Genomic DNA, 17,768 nt, shown 5'->3' with positions numbered 1-17,768 from the left:
TAGGGTTGGCCCTTACCAGCGCAATGTGGGCAAAAGGTGACAGGTTTTTTACTCAAACCTAACGCATTTCGGTGGGCGCATTGGCTCCGATCAGCGTCAGGCCGGACGTCAAAACGTCCGAAACAGCCTGCACCAGCCCTAGTCTGGCATGCGTCAATTGTCGGTCGTTAACCTTAACAAAACGTAAGTCGGGATTATCGGTGCCCCGGTTCCAGTGTCCGTGGAAGCTGGAAGCGAGTTCGTAGAGGTAAAATGCCAGCCGGTGGGGCTCGAGCGCGAGCGCCGCGGCTTCGATCAGCCGAGGATATTCGGCGAGCTTCCTGATCAGGCCGATCTCCCCCTCATCGGTCAGCAAAGCCACTTCGGCGGCCAGCTGGTTGCGGTCGAACATGGCCTCGCCCAATTGCTCGCTCGCCTGCCGGAATACCGAATGGCAGCGCGCCGAGGCATACTGCACGTAGAACACCGGATTGTCCTTCGACTGCTCGGTTACCTTGGCGAAGTCGAAGTCGAGCGGCGCGTCGTTCTTGCGGTAGAGCATCATGAAGCGGATCGGGTCGCGGCCGACCTCCTCGACCACTTCGCGCAAGGTCACGAACTCGCCCGACCGCTTCGACATACGCACCGGCTCGCCGGCGCGAAACAGCCTCACCAACTGGCAAAGCAGCACGGTAAGCTTGACCTCGTCGCCGGCAATCGCCCGGGCAAGCGCTTCCAGCCGCTTCACGTAGCCGCCATGATCGGCGCCAAGCACATAGATCAGGTCGACGAAGCCGCGATCGACCTTGTCCTTGAGGTAGGCGACATCGGCGGCGAAATAGGTGAAGGTGCCGTCCGACTTGACCAGCGCCCGGTCCATGTCGTCGCCGACCGCGGTCGAGCGGAACAGCGTCTGCTCGCGGTCCTCCCAGTCGTCCGGCTTCTCGCCCTTGGGCGGCGGCAGCTTGCCCTTGTAGATGTGGCCCTTCAGCGTCAGGTCGCTGATCGCCGAGCGTATCTTGCGGGCGTTGTTCGCATGCAGCGTCCGCTCGGAGAAGAAGACGTCGTGATGCACGTTGAGCAGCGCCAGATCCTCGCGGATCATCGCCATCATCGCGTCGATCGTCCTGTCCTTGACGATGGCAAGCGCCTCCTCGTCCGGCATCTGCAGCAGGGAGCGGCCGAATTCGCTGGCCAGCGCCTGACCAACGGGGATCAGATAGTCGCCTGGATAAAGCCCGGCCGGAATGTCGCCGATCTCATCGCCGAGCGCTTCGCGGTAGCGCAGCATGACTGAGCGTCCGAGCACGTCGATCTGCGAACCGGCATCGTTGATGACGTATTCCTTGGTCACGTCGTAACCGGCGAAGGCTATCAGATTGGCCAGCGCGTCGCCGACTACAGCACCCCGGCAATGGCCGACATGCATCGGGCCGGTTGGGTTGGCCGAGACATATTCGACATTGGTTTTCTTGCCGTCGCCGATAGTCGAGCGGCCATAGTTGCGGCCTTCGCCGAGCAGCGCCGTCAGATGCGCCTGCCAGAAGCCGTCCTTGAGCCTGAGATTGACGAAGCCCGGGCCGGCGATCTCGGCGGCCGCGATATCCTCGTCGGCGCGCAGCGCCTCGGCCAGCCTTTCGGCCAGCGCACGCGGGTTCTGGCCGGTCGGCTTGGCCAACACCATGGCTGCGTTGGTCGCGAGATCGCCATGGCTGGCATCGCGCGGCGGCTCGACGGCGATGCGCGACAGGTCCGGCGACACGCCATCCTTGTCTTTCAAATCAAGCGCTTCGACGGCCTTTATGATTCGCGCGTTGAAATCGGCGAAGATGTTCATTGCTGTGGCTCTGACGGTTTTGCAGGGATCCGGCTCGTTGGCCGGCAAAATCGCGCCCGCCCTAGCTCAAATCCGGCGTATGGTCAAACAAACGCCTGTGTTCCTTGAGCGCATAAGTGTCCGTCATGCCGGCTAGGAAATCGGCAACACTGCGCGCCTTGACGCGGTCCTCTGCCCGGTCGAGCCCTTCGCGCCAGCCATCCGGCATAGCGCGCGGATCGGCGAAATAGACGTCGAACAGGTCCCTGACGATCTGGTCGGCATCGGCGCGCACCCGCATGACCTCCGCATGCCGGTAGAGGTGCTTGTAGAGAAAGGCCTTCAGCTCCTTTTCCAATACGGCCGTCTCGGCGGAGAAGCTCACCATCGGCTCGCCGGCCGCCCTTACCGCTTCGGCGCTGCCGGGCTTGATGCGCGCCAGATTGGCTGTCGTCGAGACGATCACGTCCTCGACCATGATGGTGATCTGCCGGCGCATCAGCTCGTGGCCGGTGCGTACGTCATCGAGCGCCGGATAGCGCTGACGCACGCCCTTGAGGATCGACCCCGGCAGCGAGACGCCCTCCAGCATATCCAGCGTCAACAGCCCTGCCCTCAAGCCGTCATCGATGTCGTGGGTGTTGTAGGCGATGTCGTCGGCAATCGCCGCACACTGCGCCTCGATACCAGCGAAGCGGTCGAGTTCGAGGTCGTGCAGTTCGGAATAGTCGCGGATAGCCTGCGGCACCGGCCCCTTCAGCCCTTTGCCCTTGGCATCGGTCAGCGGGCCATTGTGCTTGACCAGCCCCTCCAACGTTTCCCAGGTGAGGTTCAGCCCATCGAACTCGGCATAGCGCCGCTCCAGCCGCGTCACCACACGCAGCGACTGCGCATTGTGGTCGAAGCCGCCCCAGGCGGCCATCTTCTCGTTCAGCGCGTCCTCGCCGGTATGGCCGAAGGGCGTGTGGCCGAAGTCGTGCACCAGGGCCACCGCCTCGGCCAAGTCCTCGTCGCCGCGCAGTGCCCGCGCCAGAGCGCGTGCGATTTGCGCTACCTCGATCGAATGCGTCAGCCTCGTGCGGTAATGGTCGCCTTCGTGCGCGACAAACACTTGCGTCTTGTGCTTCAGCCGGCGGAACGCCGTCGAATGGATGATGCGGTCGCGGTCGCGCTGGAACGGCGTACGCGTCGGGCTTTCCACCTCGTCGAACAGCCGCCCGCGCGACTTCGCCGGGTCGCTGGCATAGGCCGCGCGCGGTCGATAGCCGAATCCGATGTCGCCAAACTCGTTGGTCATAGCGTATGCCGCAGTTGACTTGCCCCGTCGCGCTTCATACCTATCATACGAAACCGAATGCAAGGTGACGCCCATGGGCGCTGATGCCAAGACCGCCATGAAAGTCGAGATGACCGACGCCGCCGCCAGGCGGATCGCCAAGATTGTGGCGAGCGAAGCCGGTAAGACGGCCCTGCGCGTTTCGGTCGAGGGCGGCGGCTGTTCCGGCTTCTCCTACAAGTTCGACCTGGTCGACAGGCGCAATGACGACGACGTCGCCATCGAAAAGGACGGCGCCACCGTCCTGATCGACGACCTGTCGCTGGTCTATATGGGCGGCTCGGTGATCGATTTCGTTGACGATCTGATGGGCCAGTCGTTCCAGATCAGAAACCCCAATGCGGTCGCCTCCTGCGGCTGCGGCACCAGCTTCTCGATCTAGAAATGCCCGACATCGGCGCGGTCCGTCAGGTCGCGCTTTCCGCCGGGCGCGACCTCGATGCGACGCTGGCGTTCTGGCGCGAGGTGCTCGGCATGAACCTGCATGCGCGTTTCGATCCGCCGGGCATCGCCTTTATCATGGCCGGTGACGTGCGCCTGCTTTTCACCGACGGCCTGCCTGCCGGCACCGTCTATCTCGACATATCGGGCCTCGACGAGTTCCACGCTTCGGCAAGGGTCGCCGGTGTTCCCTTCACCGCGCCGCCGGCGCTCGTCCATCGCGACACCGAAGGCCTGTTCGGCCAGGCGGGGGAAAGCGAATGGATGGCCTTCCTAAAGGACCCGGCAGGCAATACGATCGGCCTTGTCGAACGTCATCCACCGGATCGCTAGTCTCCGGACCACCAGCCTATCGAGGCCGTCATGAAAATCGTCACCTGGAACATCAACGGCGTTCGCGCCCGCATCGGCAATTTGACCCATTGGCTGACGGAAAGCGCGCCCGACATCGCCTGCCTGCAGGAGATCAAGACGGTCGACGAGCAGTTTCCCCGCGCCGAGATCGAGGCGCTCGGCTACAATGTCGAGACTTACGGCCAAAAAGGCTTCAACGGCGTCGCCATCCTGTCGAAGCTGCGTTTCGACGAGGTCAATCGCGGCTTGCCGGGCGACGATGCCGACGAGCAGGCGCGTTTCATCGAGGGCGTGTTCTCGACCGACAAGGGCGCCTTGCGCGTTGCCTCGATCTATCTGCCGAACGGCAACCCGATCGACGACGAGAAGAAGTTCTCCTACAAGCTTTCCTGGATGGCGCGACTTGAGCGCTGGGCCGAGGAGCGGCTTGCTTTGGAAGAGCCGCTGGTCCTGGCCGGCGACTACAATGTCATTCCCGAGCCGATCGACGCGAAGTATCCGGAAAACTGGCTAAGCGATGCACTGTTCCAGCCCGCGACGCGGCAGGCGTTCCGGCGGCTGAAGAATCTCGGCTTCACCGAAGCCGTGCGTGCCGTCACCGACGCCCCGGACATTTTTACGTTCTGGGACTATCAGGCCGGCGCCTGGCAGAAGAACAACGGCATTCGCATCGACCATTTGCTTCTGTCGCCCGAAGCCGCCAACTGGTTTTCCTCGGCTTCGATCGAAAAACAGGTGCGCGCCTGGGAAAAACCCTCCGACCACGTGCCGGTGGCGATCGATCTGGCGCTGCAGCCGGCCTGACCGCAGCTGCTGTCCGGCGGCACATTGATAAGTTGACCTCTTATCGCCACAAATCGCGTGCTTGATGAGAAATCATCATGGTGGCTGGGGTTCCCATGACTACTCGATTTGCACTCTGCCCGATCGGCTGCGCGCTTGCGATGGCGGTGGCGACGCCGGCTTTTGCCGATGCAGAGTGCCTGGCTAACGGCAAATCATTCCAGATCGGCCGGGTCGCCTGCCTGACGCTTGCCGGCCAAAGCTACCTCGCCCGTTGCGAGATGGTGCTCAACAACACGTCCTGGACAAAGCAGCGGGATGGCTGCCCGGAGAACACGCTGGCCCCACATCTGCAGGGCACGCCGATCTCAACACCGGCGCCCAGCGGCATGCCGGCGGAACCGACCGACAATTGATTTCAAAACGGAAATTCTGCCGACCTACTGGTCGCCGCCACCCTTGGTGAGGATGTCGTCGGCCAGCGAGATCGCGGTGCGGCGGTCGGCTTCGCCGGCGGCCGCAAACGCTTCTTCCTGCATGCCGCGGATCCATGGCTGGTCGGCGGGTGAGGCCCGTTCGAGCGCCGCGGTCATCATCGCCAGCCCCCGCACGATCTTGCCGCTTTGGAAAAGCAGGTTGCCGAGCGTCGCCTGCGCGCCCGCATGGCCCTTTTCGGCCGCCAGCTGGAACCAGCGTCCGGCCTGCTTGACGCTGGCCTTGACGCCGCCCTCACCCTTGAGGAACATCTGGCCCATCTCGAACTGGGCGTTCGGATTGCGGTAGTTGGCGGCGGCACGCATGTAATATTCCTGGGCCGCCACCTCGTTCTCCTCGACGGGGCTGCCGGGAATGCCCTTCCTCAGATAGTCGCCAAGCGCCACCAGCGCGTCCGAAACATAGCTTTCCTCGGGCGAACCGGGCTCGACATCCTGGTCGACGATCTCGCTGAAGAACTTGAATGCCGCGTAGTCGTCTCGCGCCACGCCATCGCCTTCGGCATACATGCGCGCAAGCTTCCAGGTGGCGCCGATCTGGCCGTTCTCCGCGGCATATTTATAGGCTTCCGCGGCCTGCTCCTTATGGCCGTTCTTGTAGGCGGAAAAGCCGAACTGGAACACCGCCCACGGGCTCGACTGCGGCTTCACGCCGGTCTTGTCGTCGAACACCTTGTCGTCGAAGGCCATGGCCTGGCCGACGGCGCCCAAGGTCGCGCCAAACGTGGCGAGCGCAACCAGTGCCGAAAGGACAGACGACCTCAACAACTCAGATGTCCGCATAGCAGTGTGTTTCTTTGGCACCGCCGGGATGGGTGACCGCGCCGTCGCGGGCAGATCCGACCGTCTGTGCGTATTTCCAGATCGCGCCCGACTGATAGTCGGTCGTGCGCGCCTTCCATGCCTTTGCCCTCGCAGCCAATTCGGCTTTAGACAATGCAACCTCGATCGTGCCGTTCACCGCGTCGATCGAGATCAAGTCGCCGTCTTTCAGCAGCCCGATCGGGCCGCCGACAGCCGCTTCCGGCCCGACATGGCCGATGCAGAAACCGCGCGTCGCGCCCGAAAAACGCCCGTCGGTGATGAGCGCCACCTTGCCGCCCATGCCCTGGCCGTAGAGAGCCGCCGTCGTCGACAGCATTTCGCGCATGCCCGGGCCGCCGCGCGGACCCTCGTAACGGATGACGAGAACCTCGCCTTCGCTATAGTTACGGTGCGTAACAGCCTCGAAACATTCCTCTTCCGAATCGAAGCAGCGTGCCGGACCCGAGAATTTGAGTTCCGCCATTCCTGCGACCTTCACGATCGCGCCTTCGGGGGCAAGGTTACCCTTCAAGCCCACGACCCCGCCGGTCTGGGTAATCGGCCTGTTGGCGGGACGGACCACATCCTGGCTGTCATTCCAGGCAACATGTTCCATATTTTCGGCCAAAGTGCGGCCGGTCACCGTCAGGCAATCGCCGTGAAGATAGCCATGGTCGAGCAGCGTCTTCATCAACAGCGGAATGCCGCCGGCCTCGAACATGTCCTTGGCGACGTATTTGCCGCCCGGCTTGAGGTCGGCGATGTAGGGTGTCTTCTCGAATATCCTGGCCACGTCGAAAAGGTCGAACTTTATCCCGGCCTCGTGCGCGATCGCCGGCAGATGCAGCGCCGCGTTGGTCGAGCCGCCGGTGGCCGAGACCACGGTCGCGGCATTTTCCAACGCTTTCATAGTAACGATGTCGCGCGGGCGGATGTTCCTTGCGATCAGCTCCATGATCTTTTCGCCGGAAGCGAAATTGAAGCGGTCGCGCATCTCGTAGGGTGCCGGCGCGCCGCAGGAATAGGGCAGCGCCAGGCCGATCGCCTCAGCGACGGTGGCCATGGTATTGGCGGTGAACTGGGCGCCGCAGGAGCCGGCCGACGGACAGGCGGCTTGCTCGATCTCGAGCAGTTCGGCGTCGCCGATCGTGCCGACCGAATGCTGGCCGACCGCCTCGAACACGTCCTGCACGGTGATCTGCCGGCCACGGTAGCTGCCGGGCAGTATCGAGCCGCCATAGATGAAGATCGACGGTACGTTGAGGCGCACCATGGCCATCATCATGCCGGGCAGCGACTTGTCGCAACCGGCCAATCCAACCAGCGCATCGTAGCAATGGCCGCGCATGGTGAGCTCGACCGAGTCGGCGATGACCTCGCGCGACACCAGCGACGACTTCATGCCCTGATGACCCATGGCGATGCCGTCGGTGACGGTGATGGTGCAGAATTCGCGTGGCGTGCCGTTGGCCGCCGCCACGCCCTTCTTGACCACTTGCGCCTGGCGCATCAGGGAGATGTTGCAGGGCGCAGCCTCGTTCCAGCAGCTGGCGACACCGACCAGAGGCTGCGCTATCTCGGCCGCCGACAGCCCCATAGCATAAAGGTAGGAGCGATGCGGCGCCCGCTCGGGACCAACGGTCACGTGGCGGCTCGGCAGCTTGGCCTTGGAGATCGCTCTGGCGTCCATACTCGTCCTTGCCGCGGGCGGTGCGGCCTGCCTCTTCGCCTAGCCTTTTGGCGCATGTCCCGAGACAAGTTCGAGGTGCGCCGGGTTTATGGCGGGAAATGGGCAATGTTCCCGGGCGGCCGGGTGGCGCGAGGGTTGTTCAGAAACTGTTGCCAAAACGTCACAATTACAGAAGCGAATATCATGGGGACAATTGTTGCGCCGGCCGAATGCCGGACGCCACGCATCCAACCAACGGCCGGGCAGTGCCCGGCCGTTTTGTCGTTTAAAATTTAATAGTTAGAACTTGATCTTGACGGAAGCCGAACCAGCGAGAAGCAGGTCGTTGCCGTAGGTATAGGTAACGGCATTTGCCACGTCGCCGACACCGCTGAAAGTCGATGACCCGCTCGTCAGCACACCGATCGAGCCGCCGAGCCTGACCTCGACCTGGTCGTTCGGCGAATAGGAGACGCCGCTGGCAACGGCCCAGGTATCCGATTGATAGCCGGAGGTCGTCGAGGTGCCGCGATCCCAGGTCAGCGAAACCACGCCCGACAATTGATCGGTGAACTTGTGCCCGATACCGCCCGTGACCGTCCAGCCGTCGCGATAAAGCAGGTCGAATGAAACGGGCGAGGGCAAACCGGTTACCGGACTGCGCACGCCATTGATGGCAATGACGCCAAGCTTGCTCCACTCCTGCCAGCGGATGGAACCAAAGGCCAGCCAGCCAGGAGCTATACCGCTCTGCAGCTTGAATTCCAGAGCCTGAGGTATCTCAGCCGACGCCGAGACTGGGTACACGCCGGTAGAGCCAGGAATCAGATCCGCCGGAAAGGCGCCCCTGAAGCCGGTAGTGTCGACGGTTCCCGATAGCCCGTCATATTTGTAGCTTGAAGAGTACATCAGGCTGGCGCGCAGGGCGATCTCGGGGATCTCATAGGCTGCGCCCGCACGCCAACCCCATGCCTCGTCGGATAGCTTGAATACGCCGAGGCCGGTATTGCCGAAGGCGAGCAGTGTCTGGCGGGACAGAAACGCGTCGACCTGCTGGTAGGAGACACCGCCGATGAATCGTATGGCGCCCTTGCCGACGTTCACCTTGTAGGAGCAGGTGAGACCGAAATCGTCTGTGTCGACGGCGTATTTGACCGCTGTCGGCGAATAGGCGTTGTTCATGCCGAAATTCGCGTCCGCACCATACGGTCTCGTATAGGTGGCAAGACAGTCTACGGGCTCAAAGATGTTGGCCTTGATGCCGACATGCGGCACCGCATAGTCGCCACCAACGTCCACCGCTGATGTCGACAAACCCGAGCCATCGAGGCGCTGCACATTCTTGAGTTTGCGCTGTGGCGAAACATAGGTGACGCCTGCGTCGAACGAATATGGCGCCGCGTCGAACAGCTGGTCGATATTGACGCCGCCCCGGTCAAAGCCCCCGGCTTGCACCGTCCCAGCCAAAGCCAGCGAAAAAGCCCCCGCGCCCAGCAGCACTTTCAGACGCGAATAACACATGAATCTCCTCCCCGAAACATCCTTGCATCAAGCTAGAACCAATTCAGGTTAACGGCGCAACAACGAATTCGCCGTGCGTACATGTACACCTTGGCTGAACGCATTTCCGACAAGGTGTCGGCCTTCTTACCGAGGCGGGAAAATGGCCGCCACAATACAGATCGACGAGAAAACTCGGGAAAAACCCCTAAATCACTACAGAACAGGGCATTTTGCGTGCCCAGTCAGCCATTGTTACATTATGGCAACAATGGGGCAAAAACATTCAGTTTGCCTCAAGATTTACGCTGCGGAATGCCTGTTTTCGTGGCAGGCGGCCTGTCTGGAAGGCAGATTCGTGACCGGCGAATCTATTGTGGCCAGCAGGCCCAATTTGTTTGATCAGCCGGCCCAATCTGTTCGATCAACCGGCCCAATCTGGTTCGATCAACTGGCATCGCGCACCCGCGCCAATGCCACCGAAAGCTTCTCTTGCGCCTCGCGATATTCGGCGAGTTTTTCACGCTCGGCCTCCACCACCTCTTCCGGCGCGTTGGCGACGAATTTCTCGTTGGACAGCTTCTTGTAGAGCCGCGCTATTTCCTCGGTCACCTTCGCAAGCTCCTTGTGCAGGCGCGCTGCCTCGGCGGCAAGGTCGATCAGGCTGCCGAGCGGCAGGCAGATCGTCGCCTCGTTGACCACGATCTGGGCGGATCCCCTCGGTGGCGCCTCGGCGAGCGAGATGTCGCCGACCCGCGCCAGACGCTTGATGGCCGAGTCCTGACGCTCGAGCCTTTCGCGTGTCGTTTCGTTGGCGCCGATCACCACGAGCGGTGCGATAGCCGCCGGCGGCACGTTCATCTCCGAACGCACCGAGCGGATGCCGGAGACAAGGTCGACCAGCCAGTTGATATCGGCGGCGGCCGCCTCGTCCTCGAAGTCGGGCGACGGCCATGCCGCATGACAAAGCAGCGATTGCCGTTGCCTGCCCTCGCCGGCGGTTTCGGCCCACAGTTCCTCGGTCATGAACGGCATCATCGGATGCAGCAGCTTGTAGATCTCGTCGAGTACGAAGGCGACGCATGCCCTGCTCTCGGCCTTGGCGGCCTCGTCGGTGCCCATGAACACCGGCTTCAGCAGTTCCAGGTACCAGTCGCAGAACTGGTTCCAGACGAACCGGTAGGCGGCACCCGCCGCCTCGTTGAAGCGGTATGAGGTGATACCGTCCGTTATGTCCCGCGCGGCTCGCGTCAGCTCCGTCAAGATCCAGCGGTTGACCGCCAGCTTGGCGTCCTGCAGCCAGAAATCGTCGTCGCGCGCCACTTCGTTCATCTCGGCGAAGCGCGTCGCGTTCCACAGCTTGGTGCCGAAATTGCGATAACCGGCAATGCGGGCCGGATCGAGCTTAACGTCGCGCCCTTGCGCTGCCATCACAGTCAAGGTGAAGCGCAGCGCATCGGCGCCGTATTCGTCGATCAGCTCGAGCGGATCGATGACGTTGCCTTTCGACTTCGACATCTTCTGCCCGTTCTTGTCGCGAACCAGCGCATGGACATAGACGGTATGAAACGGCTCCTGATCCATGAAATGCAGGCCCATCATCATCATGCGGGCGACCCAGAAGAAGATGATGTCGAAACCGGTCACCAGCACGTCGGTCGGGTAATAGGTCTTCAGCTCCGGCGTCTGGTCCGGCCAGCCAAGCGTCGAGAACGGCCACAGCGCCGACGAGAACCATGTGTCGAGCACGTCCTCGTCGCGGGTCAGGATCTCGCCAGGCTGGAAATTCTCGAGCTTGTCCTCGACCCAGGCCTTCCACGGCCCTTCCAGCGCCAGATAATATTCGACGGCGGCACCGAGTGCCTCTTCCTCGGTCTTTTCGACAAAGACATGCCCATCCGGCCCATACCAGGCAGGGATCTGGTGGCCCCACCAGAGCTGGCGCGAAATGCACCAGGGCTGGATGTTCTCCATCCAGTCGAAATAGGTCTTTTCCCAGTTTTTGGGCACGAAATTGGTACGGCTCTCGCGCACCGAGGCGATCGCCGGCTTGGCCAGTTCCGCCGCATTGACATACCACTGGTCGGTCAGAAACGGCTCGATCGGCACGCCGCCGCGGTCGCCATGCGGCACGGCGTGGCGATGCGGCTCGACCTTTTCGAGAAAGCCGCCCGCCTCCATCAGCTCGACGATCTTCTTGCGCGCATCGAAACGGTCCAGGCCGTCGAGGCCGTCCCAGACGGTCTGGCGCTCCGGCGTCACGTCCAGTCCGGCGAGAAAGTCCTCATTGTCCTTGAGGCTCACCGCCGCATTGACGGTAAGGATGTTGACCGCCGGCAGCCGGTGGCGCTTGCCGACCTCGAAGTCGTTGAAGTCATGCGCCGGCGTGATCTTGACCGCACCGCTGCCTTTTTCGGGATCGGAATACTCATCCGCCACCACCGGGATCCTGCGGCCGACGATCGGCAGGATGAGGTTCTTGCCGACGAGATGCCGGAAACGTTCGTCGTCGGGGTGGACGGCGACAGCCGTATCGCCCAGCATCGTCTCCGGGCGGGTCGTCGCAACGGTAATGAAGGTCTTCGGATTTTCCGGATCGAAGGTCATGCCTTCGACTGGATAGCGGAAGTGCCAGAGGTTGCCGTTGACTTCCTGCTGCTCGACCTCGAGATCCGAGATGGCGGTCAACAGCTTCGGATCCCAGTTCACAAGGCGCTTGTCCTTGTAGATCAGCCCTTCCTTGTAGAGCGTCACGAACACTTCGAGCACGGCCTTGGACAGGCCCTCGTCCATGGTGAAGCGCTCCCGGCTCCAGTCGGCCGAGGCCCCGAGCCGCTTCAGCTGGTTGAGGATGGCGCCGCCGGACTCGGCCTTCCACTCCCACACCTTGTCGATGAACTCATCTCGCGTCAGGTCGCGGCGGTGGATCTGCTTTTCCATCAGCTGGCGCTCGACCACCATCTGCGTGGCGATGCCGGCATGATCCATGCCCGGCTGCCACAAGACGTTCTTGCCGCGCATGCGCTCGAAGCGCACCAGAATGTCCTGCAGCGTGTTGTTGAGCGCATGACCCATATGCAGCGAGCCGGTGACATTCGGCGGCGGGATGACGATGGTGAAGGCTTCAGCCCCCTCCTCGGCCCCGGCACCGGCCCGAAACGCGTCGGCCTCTTCCCAGATCCTGGCAATCTTCGGCTCGACGGCTTTCGCGTCGTAGGTCTTTTCGAGCATGGGAAAACGGTCCGCGCTGTCCGGAATTTGTGGTCCGGTGTAAATCGGAAGGTTGTTGCCAAGTCAACCGCAAGGGCATGGCCGATAGATAGCGCCGTGATGGTTCGGTGCAACTCGCGGAACTGAATGTTGCACGGCAATCGCTTCAGGTTTGCGCTGCCCCTCATTGCCCTGCCGGGCATTTCTCCCCGTATAGTGACGGGGAGAAAGACGCCTGTACTGAAGCTCTCGCCAATCACGAACGTTGCGGAAAAGGCGCCTAAATTGCGGTCAACCCCTTCTCCCCGTCACTATACAGGAGGAGGTGCCGGCAGGCGGATGAGGGGCAGCGCCGACTTCGACAATTCGCCGGTCGAGCGCCGCCCATTGGCGGCTCTCCGAATTGCTACTGCGCGCCGCGCGCGACGCGCTCGATTTCCTCGCGCACCAGCCGCTCGACCAGCGTCGGAAGGTTGTTGTCCAGCCAGTCCTGCAGCATGGGCCGCAGCATCTCCTCGGCCATCTCGTCGAAAGTCTTCTTGCTGCGGCTGGCAAACGCGTCGGAAAGCTCGCCGAAGGCGGCGGCAACCTGCCGGCCCGTATGCTCCGAAAGGATTGCCGGACGTGCGGGCGGCGCCTCGCTGGCCGCCGGACGCGCCAATCCGATTTTCGACGATTCCGGGCCGATTTTCGAAGATTCCGGGCCGCTTTCCGAAAGCTCCGGCCCAATTTCCGAAGGCTCCGGCACAGGTCCAGCAGTCGCCTCGTTCTCGAAAACCTCGGCTTTCGGCTCGGCGTCCGGCGTCCGGAGTGGCTCGGCGCGCTCCGGCTTGGCCATCGCGTCGCCGACCGCGGCGATCTCGCGCCGCCAATCGGCGATGATGGTGTCGGTCGTCTCGGTAGCCTTGGCTGTCGCAGGCCGATCCGGCTTTGCGGGAACGGTGTTCACCTCAGCCAGCGTCACCGCTGCCTTTACCGGGCCGGCGCGCAGCGGCGTTTCCAGGCGCTCAATGACCGGCGCGGCCGCTGGCTGCACCTCGGCGCGCGTGGCCGGCTTGGCGATCTCCAGTCCGCCGCGCAGTTCGGAGCGGAACGCATCCCCCTCCGCTGCCCGTCCGGCTGCCGGCGCCGGTTGCAGATCCTGGCGCAGCTCGTCCGCGTCGCCCGGCTGCTTGCGGCCGGTATCGCTGTCCTCGATGATCCTTCTGATGGAAGCCAGTATTTCTTCCATGGAAGGTTCGCGCTGTACGCTGCTTGCCGTCGCCATCGTCACATCCGCCGCCCTTGTGACTCGTTCTCAGATTTCCTGTCCGGCAATGCCGGATTCGAATCATGGCAACAGCGTAACCGACGGAACGGCTTGCGAGAATCCCCAATCTGGCGACATCTCGGATTTCAACAGATTAGGGTCGGGAGTTGAAAGCCCGCGCGTCGTTCGAGCGGCTGAAAACACGGCTTGGCGATCAGCGGCCGTCCGGCGTGCGCAGGCCGATCCACTTGTCCTTGACGGCGTTGTAATGCTCTTCGGGCCTGTACTTCGTCACGTTGAGCGCAAGGCGGTCTGCCGACAAATGGCCAACCGCCGAAAGGATGGCATAGCTCGCCACCACCACGTCGCGTTCGGCGCTGACAAGATTGATCTTGGCAGTGATGAGGGTCGCCTGCGCGTTGAGCACGTCGAGCGTGGTGCGCTGGCCGACATTGCGCTCTTCGATGACGCCGTTCAGGGCAAGCTGCGCGGCGGCGACCACCTGCCGGTTGGCCGTGACGCTTTGCTGCGCGGCGGTGTATTGCGACCATGCCGAGGTCACCGCTTGGCGCACGGTGTCGCGGCTGACATCGACCTCGATACGGGCCTGGCTAAGTGATTCCTTTGATTGGCGAACCAATGCCGAGGTCCGGCCGCCGGAATAGATCGGTATCGTCAATGTCGCGCCGATGTTCGCCGAATTGGTTACGCCATCCTGTGTCGAGGAGAGCGAGCCGGGCGCGGTGCCGCGAAAGGCGCTCGAAACACCGGCCGACGCCGATAGTTGCGGCAGCAACGCGCCCTCTGCCGACTTCACCGAAAACCCCGCCGCGTCGACCAGATGCGCCGTGGCGAGGATGGCCGGATGCTCGGCCGATGCGATCGCGATCGCCGCATCGAGGCTCGACGGCAACAGCTTCGACACCGGCGAAGCCGGCCTGAGCCTGCCCGGCTCGTCGCCGACGATCTGGCGATAGGTCGCAGCGCTTGCCAGCGCCGTCGCGCGGGCGGCGCTCAACTGCGCCACCGCGGAGGCACGCTGGGCGTCGGCTTGCGCGACGTCGGTGCGCGTACCTTCGCCGACCTCGAAGCGCGAACGCGCCGCACGCGCCTGCTCGGTCAGGAATTGCAGGTTCTGTTCGGTCAGCACGGCGACCTGGCGGTCGCGGATAACATCCATATAGGCGCTTGCCGCGTTGAAAAGAGTGTTTTCTTCGGCGTTGCGCAGGCTTTCGAACGAAGCGCGGACCCGCGATTCGGCGGCCGCCACATTGTTCCTGGTCTGAAAACCGTCAAACAGCGTCTGGTCGATCTCGACACCGAAGTTGCCGGTGGTCAACGAGATGTTTCGGTGCAACCGGTTGCTGTGGCTGGCGGTATAATCGATGCTCGCGGAACCGGTGATGGTCGGGCGCCAGCCCGACTTGGCGATGGCAACGCCCTCGTCGGTGACACGAACGCCGGCGCGTGAAGAATTGAGCGAGGAATTGTTTTGGTAGGCCTTTGAAAGGGCCCCGATGATCGTTTCAGCCGAGGCGGCCATTGGAGACAGCGCTGTCGCCGAAACGAGGACAGCGGTAAAAAGCAACTTGCGTACAGACGGCACGTTATATTCCCTCATTCGTTTTGCACGGGAACTGCGCCACGCTGGCTTCTCCTTCTGATCAGCCGGCGCCGCGTTTTTTATCGTTCCCCCGCTGAAAGCCCCCAGAAACGCCCGGTTATGCAGATCAGCAACGATTGTTCAAACGCAAGCGATCATGACAGCGCCTTCGCTGCAAGGCAAAATCACTCAGAATTCGAAGGCGGGAATGCGTTCGAATCCCGGTAGTGGCTTAATTGCCGCATTAAATGCGCGTCTTCCCGTTACAACCCCTCCAGTCTTAAAAAAAAGCCGGGCTACGCCCGAATTGCCCTGCCCCTCCACGGCGACGAGTCGGCCGCCTTCGGCAAGCTGGTCGAACAGCGCCGCCGGCACCTCCCCGACGCTGCCGCCGATCAGGATCACGTCGTAAGGTGCCTTGGCGGCATGGCCTTGCGGCAGCGGCCCGTGGACCACGGTGACATTGCCGCAACCCAGCGCCGCAAGCGTCGAAGTGGCGGTCTCGGCCAGCGCCGGATCGCCTTCCAGCGCCACCACGGACCTTGCCAGCCGCGACAGGATCGCCGCCGCATAGCCGGTGCCGCAGCCGACATCGAGTGCCGAATCGCTTGGGCCGATATCGCCCAGTTGCATAAGCTTGGCCAATGGCGACGGCTCCATCAGATAGCGCGGGCCATCGGCCGTATCGGCGATGCGGATGTCCTCGTCGATATAGGCAAGGTCACGCTGGCCGGCGCCGACAAAGGCCTCGCGCGGCACGACAAGCATCGCCTCGAGCAGCGGTGCGCTGGTCACGTCGGTGGTGCGGATCTGGCCGTCGACCATCTTCACCCGGCGTTCGGCAAAATCAGCGCTCATGTTCCAACCATCCGCTTGCCGCGCAAAGGCCGCGGCTGTTTCGACCGGAACTGAAGCCCCCTGGCGCTGACGCGCGGGAGCTCGGGCATTGGAGGCCTCGCCCGGAATCGAACCGGGGTGCAAGGATTTGCAGTCCTCTGCGTAACCACTCCGCCACGAGGCCTCATTGCTCCCGGCGTTCCACCCGGCTCCAATAGGTTGCGGCGAAAATGCCGTCAAGCGGCCACCATGCATTCCCAACGGTTCCTCGACATTCCATGCCCTGCCTTATCAACGCAATGCCCATCTTAGCAATAACATATTAGCTTATCGTTAAGCATGATTCTGGGCGACGGGAACCCGAAACCGGCGGCCACGTTGGGCAAAGAGGAGGCTCCGCCATGCGTCGAGCAGCTACGAAGGACGGCACGTCGCGCGGATTGTCGCAGTCTGCAGAGCTTGTGCGCTATGCCATCGACCGCCTCAGCATAGAAGGCGCAAACACCCTGCCGCCGCGCGACCGGGCGCGGCTGGCATCGGCTACCGCCGTTCTCAAGGAGCTTTGCGAACGTCTGGAGAGCTGCTTCGACCAACCTCGGTAAACGTATGGGCGGACGACGCCGCTCGCCGACATATGGCAGGCTGGCGGCCGTCAGCGGGGCAATCTCAGTCAGGCCGGCGCCGTCGCTCCCACCAGACGACGAAGCGGCGCCGATGACGACGCACCAGGGCAAATTCGTAGGAGAGCACCAGCAGTCCGATCGGTACCATCCAGAAACCCAGGATCGGCAGGAAGCCGAGAATGCCGCCGATGATCAGCACAACGCCGATCGCAATCCTGAGGCCGCGCGAGCGCGGCATGGTGAACTGGCGGCCGAAGACCGAGATTTTCCGGGCCGGTGGCTGTTCGTCGCTCATTGCCGTCATGTGAAATGTCGATCCGTTTGCATCAGTAGCACCATCAGCCGGAGAAAGCCGCAACGGCCTTTTCTGTTCCGTGACAGGCGAGAGACAGCTCATATGAGGGCGCTCGCCGGCCATTGCCAGCAAGCCCTGCGCCAAAAAGCACCGAAAAAATGCGAAATGCTTCTTTGCAAAGCCGAAACGGGTTTGCTATAGGCTGCCCCACTCACATGAGAGCCTCTGTTCCCCGGTAGCTCAGTGGTAGAGCAACCGGCTGTTAACCGGTTGGTCGCTGGTTCGAATCCGGCCCGGGGAGCCACCGCCTCTTCTACGCCATAGCGCGATATTGCGCGCCAGCGTACAATTTCTCCCTACGCGTCGATCTCGATAGTCCTGCTTCCAGAGTGTCAGAGCATCGAGGACCGATGAAATCAGGCGTAGAATAGCAGGCTCGCCCGCCCACGCCTATTCGGCGGCTACCGCGCGGAAATACTGATGACCGGCGGCTTCGCGCCCGAGTGCGCCGTTCAGTTCGCCGCGGCGGCGTCCGAACGTTGCCGCCCGTTATTACTTGCCGTCGCTGCCTCAACGACAGCAGCTTACAGACGGGCGCGAGGTGTTCGTGGACGGCGGATTGCATAGCTTTGAGCCTGCGCGCGCGAGGCGTCGCTGGGACAAAGCGGAGAGGCCTCGCGCCAGATCTGCACAGGCAAGATCTCAACGCCTACTCGGTTGAACATGATCCGCGTGGACGTCGCGCCTGCGGCGTTGCCTGGAGAATTTACCCCCG

At 62.6% G+C, this 17,768-nt stretch carries 15 protein-coding genes and 2 tRNA genes; 6 read left to right on the top strand and 11 right to left on the bottom strand.

Annotation, left to right across the window (positions count from 1 at the left end; translation table 11 throughout):
- Positions 1-58: 58 nt before the first annotated feature.
- Both argS and NKJ23_RS09200 read right to left on the bottom strand, forming a co-directional pair.
- Positions 59-1,816, bottom strand: a complete 1,758-nt coding sequence (gene argS, locus NKJ23_RS09205; protein WP_352680093.1) for an arginine--tRNA ligase — start codon at positions 1,814-1,816, stop codon at positions 59-61.
- 61 nt (positions 1,817-1,877) lie between these two features.
- On the bottom strand, positions 1,878-3,092 hold the full coding sequence (locus NKJ23_RS09200) for a deoxyguanosinetriphosphate triphosphohydrolase (protein WP_352568860.1): 1,215 nt from the start codon (positions 3,090-3,092) through the stop codon (positions 1,878-1,880).
- Positions 3,093-3,165: 73 nt separating this feature from the next.
- Between NKJ23_RS09200 and erpA the strand changes: the two genes are divergently transcribed.
- The 4 genes from erpA to NKJ23_RS09180 all read left to right on the top strand — a co-directional run bounded on the left by erpA (position 3,166) and on the right by NKJ23_RS09180 (position 5,125).
- Positions 3,166-3,513 (top strand): iron-sulfur cluster insertion protein ErpA, encoded by a 348-nt coding sequence (erpA, locus tag NKJ23_RS09195; RefSeq protein WP_254818314.1) that lies wholly within the window; start codon positions 3,166-3,168, stop codon positions 3,511-3,513.
- A gap of 2 nt (positions 3,514-3,515) precedes the next feature.
- On the top strand, positions 3,516-3,905 hold the full coding sequence (locus tag NKJ23_RS09190) for a VOC family protein (protein ID WP_023678936.1): 390 nt from the start codon (positions 3,516-3,518) through the stop codon (positions 3,903-3,905).
- A gap of 30 nt (positions 3,906-3,935) precedes the next feature.
- Entirely contained in the window at positions 3,936-4,730 is a 795-nt protein-coding gene (gene xth, locus NKJ23_RS09185) for an exodeoxyribonuclease III (protein ID WP_023678937.1), read from the top strand.
- A 77-nt stretch (positions 4,731-4,807) separates the two neighbouring features.
- Positions 4,808-5,125, top strand: a complete 318-nt coding sequence (locus tag NKJ23_RS09180) for a hypothetical protein (protein ID WP_023678938.1) — start codon at positions 4,808-4,810, stop codon at positions 5,123-5,125.
- Between the two features lie 24 nt (positions 5,126-5,149).
- Here NKJ23_RS09180 and NKJ23_RS09175 read toward each other — a convergent pair whose 3' ends face one another.
- The 8 genes from NKJ23_RS09175 to NKJ23_RS09140 form a co-directional block, all read right to left on the bottom strand.
- Entirely contained in the window at positions 5,150-5,986 is an 837-nt protein-coding gene (locus tag NKJ23_RS09175) for a tetratricopeptide repeat protein (RefSeq protein WP_023678939.1), read from the bottom strand.
- Positions 5,973-7,697: a dihydroxy-acid dehydratase gene (gene ilvD, locus NKJ23_RS09170; RefSeq protein ID WP_352680090.1), complete on the bottom strand. Its 1,725-nt coding sequence runs from the start codon at positions 7,695-7,697 to the stop codon at positions 5,973-5,975. The genes NKJ23_RS09175 and ilvD overlap by 14 nt, the downstream gene beginning before the upstream one ends.
- A gap of 279 nt (positions 7,698-7,976) precedes the next feature.
- Positions 7,977-9,197, bottom strand: coding sequence for an OmpP1/FadL family transporter (locus NKJ23_RS09165; protein ID WP_352470410.1), 1,221 nt, complete (start codon positions 9,195-9,197; stop codon positions 7,977-7,979).
- Positions 9,198-9,623: 426 nt separating this feature from the next.
- The gene (locus NKJ23_RS09160; protein ID WP_352680088.1) at positions 9,624-12,407 is read right to left on the bottom strand and encodes a valine--tRNA ligase; all 2,784 of its coding nucleotides are present in this window, start codon (positions 12,405-12,407) and stop codon (positions 9,624-9,626) included.
- 385 nt (positions 12,408-12,792) lie between these two features.
- Positions 12,793-13,653: a DUF2497 domain-containing protein gene (locus NKJ23_RS09155; protein WP_352680086.1), complete on the bottom strand. Its 861-nt coding sequence runs from the start codon at positions 13,651-13,653 to the stop codon at positions 12,793-12,795.
- A gap of 196 nt (positions 13,654-13,849) precedes the next feature.
- Positions 13,850-15,241: a TolC family outer membrane protein gene (locus tag NKJ23_RS09150; protein ID WP_352587844.1), complete on the bottom strand. Its 1,392-nt coding sequence runs from the start codon at positions 15,239-15,241 to the stop codon at positions 13,850-13,852.
- A 186-nt stretch (positions 15,242-15,427) separates the two neighbouring features.
- Entirely contained in the window at positions 15,428-16,096 is a 669-nt protein-coding gene (locus tag NKJ23_RS09145; protein WP_352635518.1) for a protein-L-isoaspartate O-methyltransferase family protein, read from the bottom strand.
- A gap of 89 nt (positions 16,097-16,185) precedes the next feature.
- Positions 16,186-16,259 (bottom strand) — tRNA-Cys (locus NKJ23_RS09140).
- 217 nt (positions 16,260-16,476) lie between these two features.
- Between NKJ23_RS09140 and NKJ23_RS09135 the strand changes: the two genes are divergently transcribed.
- Positions 16,477-16,677: a hypothetical protein gene (locus tag NKJ23_RS09135; protein ID WP_352451402.1), complete on the top strand. Its 201-nt coding sequence runs from the start codon at positions 16,477-16,479 to the stop codon at positions 16,675-16,677.
- Positions 16,678-16,741: 64 nt separating this feature from the next.
- On the opposite strand, the gene NKJ23_RS09130 is transcribed toward NKJ23_RS09135, so the two are convergent.
- Positions 16,742-17,002: a hypothetical protein gene (locus NKJ23_RS09130; protein WP_023676401.1), complete on the bottom strand. Its 261-nt coding sequence runs from the start codon at positions 17,000-17,002 to the stop codon at positions 16,742-16,744.
- Between the two features lie 220 nt (positions 17,003-17,222).
- On the opposite strand from NKJ23_RS09130, the gene NKJ23_RS09125 reads away from it, so the two are divergent.
- Positions 17,223-17,297: transfer RNA gene (locus tag NKJ23_RS09125), tRNA-Asn, on the top strand.
- The last annotated feature ends 471 nt before the right edge of the window (positions 17,298-17,768 follow it).

Origin of the sequence: Mesorhizobium sp. M0184, from assembly GCF_040322215.1 — a bacterium.
Classification (GTDB): Bacteria; Pseudomonadota; Alphaproteobacteria; order Rhizobiales; family Rhizobiaceae; genus Mesorhizobium.
Note: the sequence above shows the minus strand (reverse complement) of the source record. Positions and strands in the feature narration are given on the sequence as shown.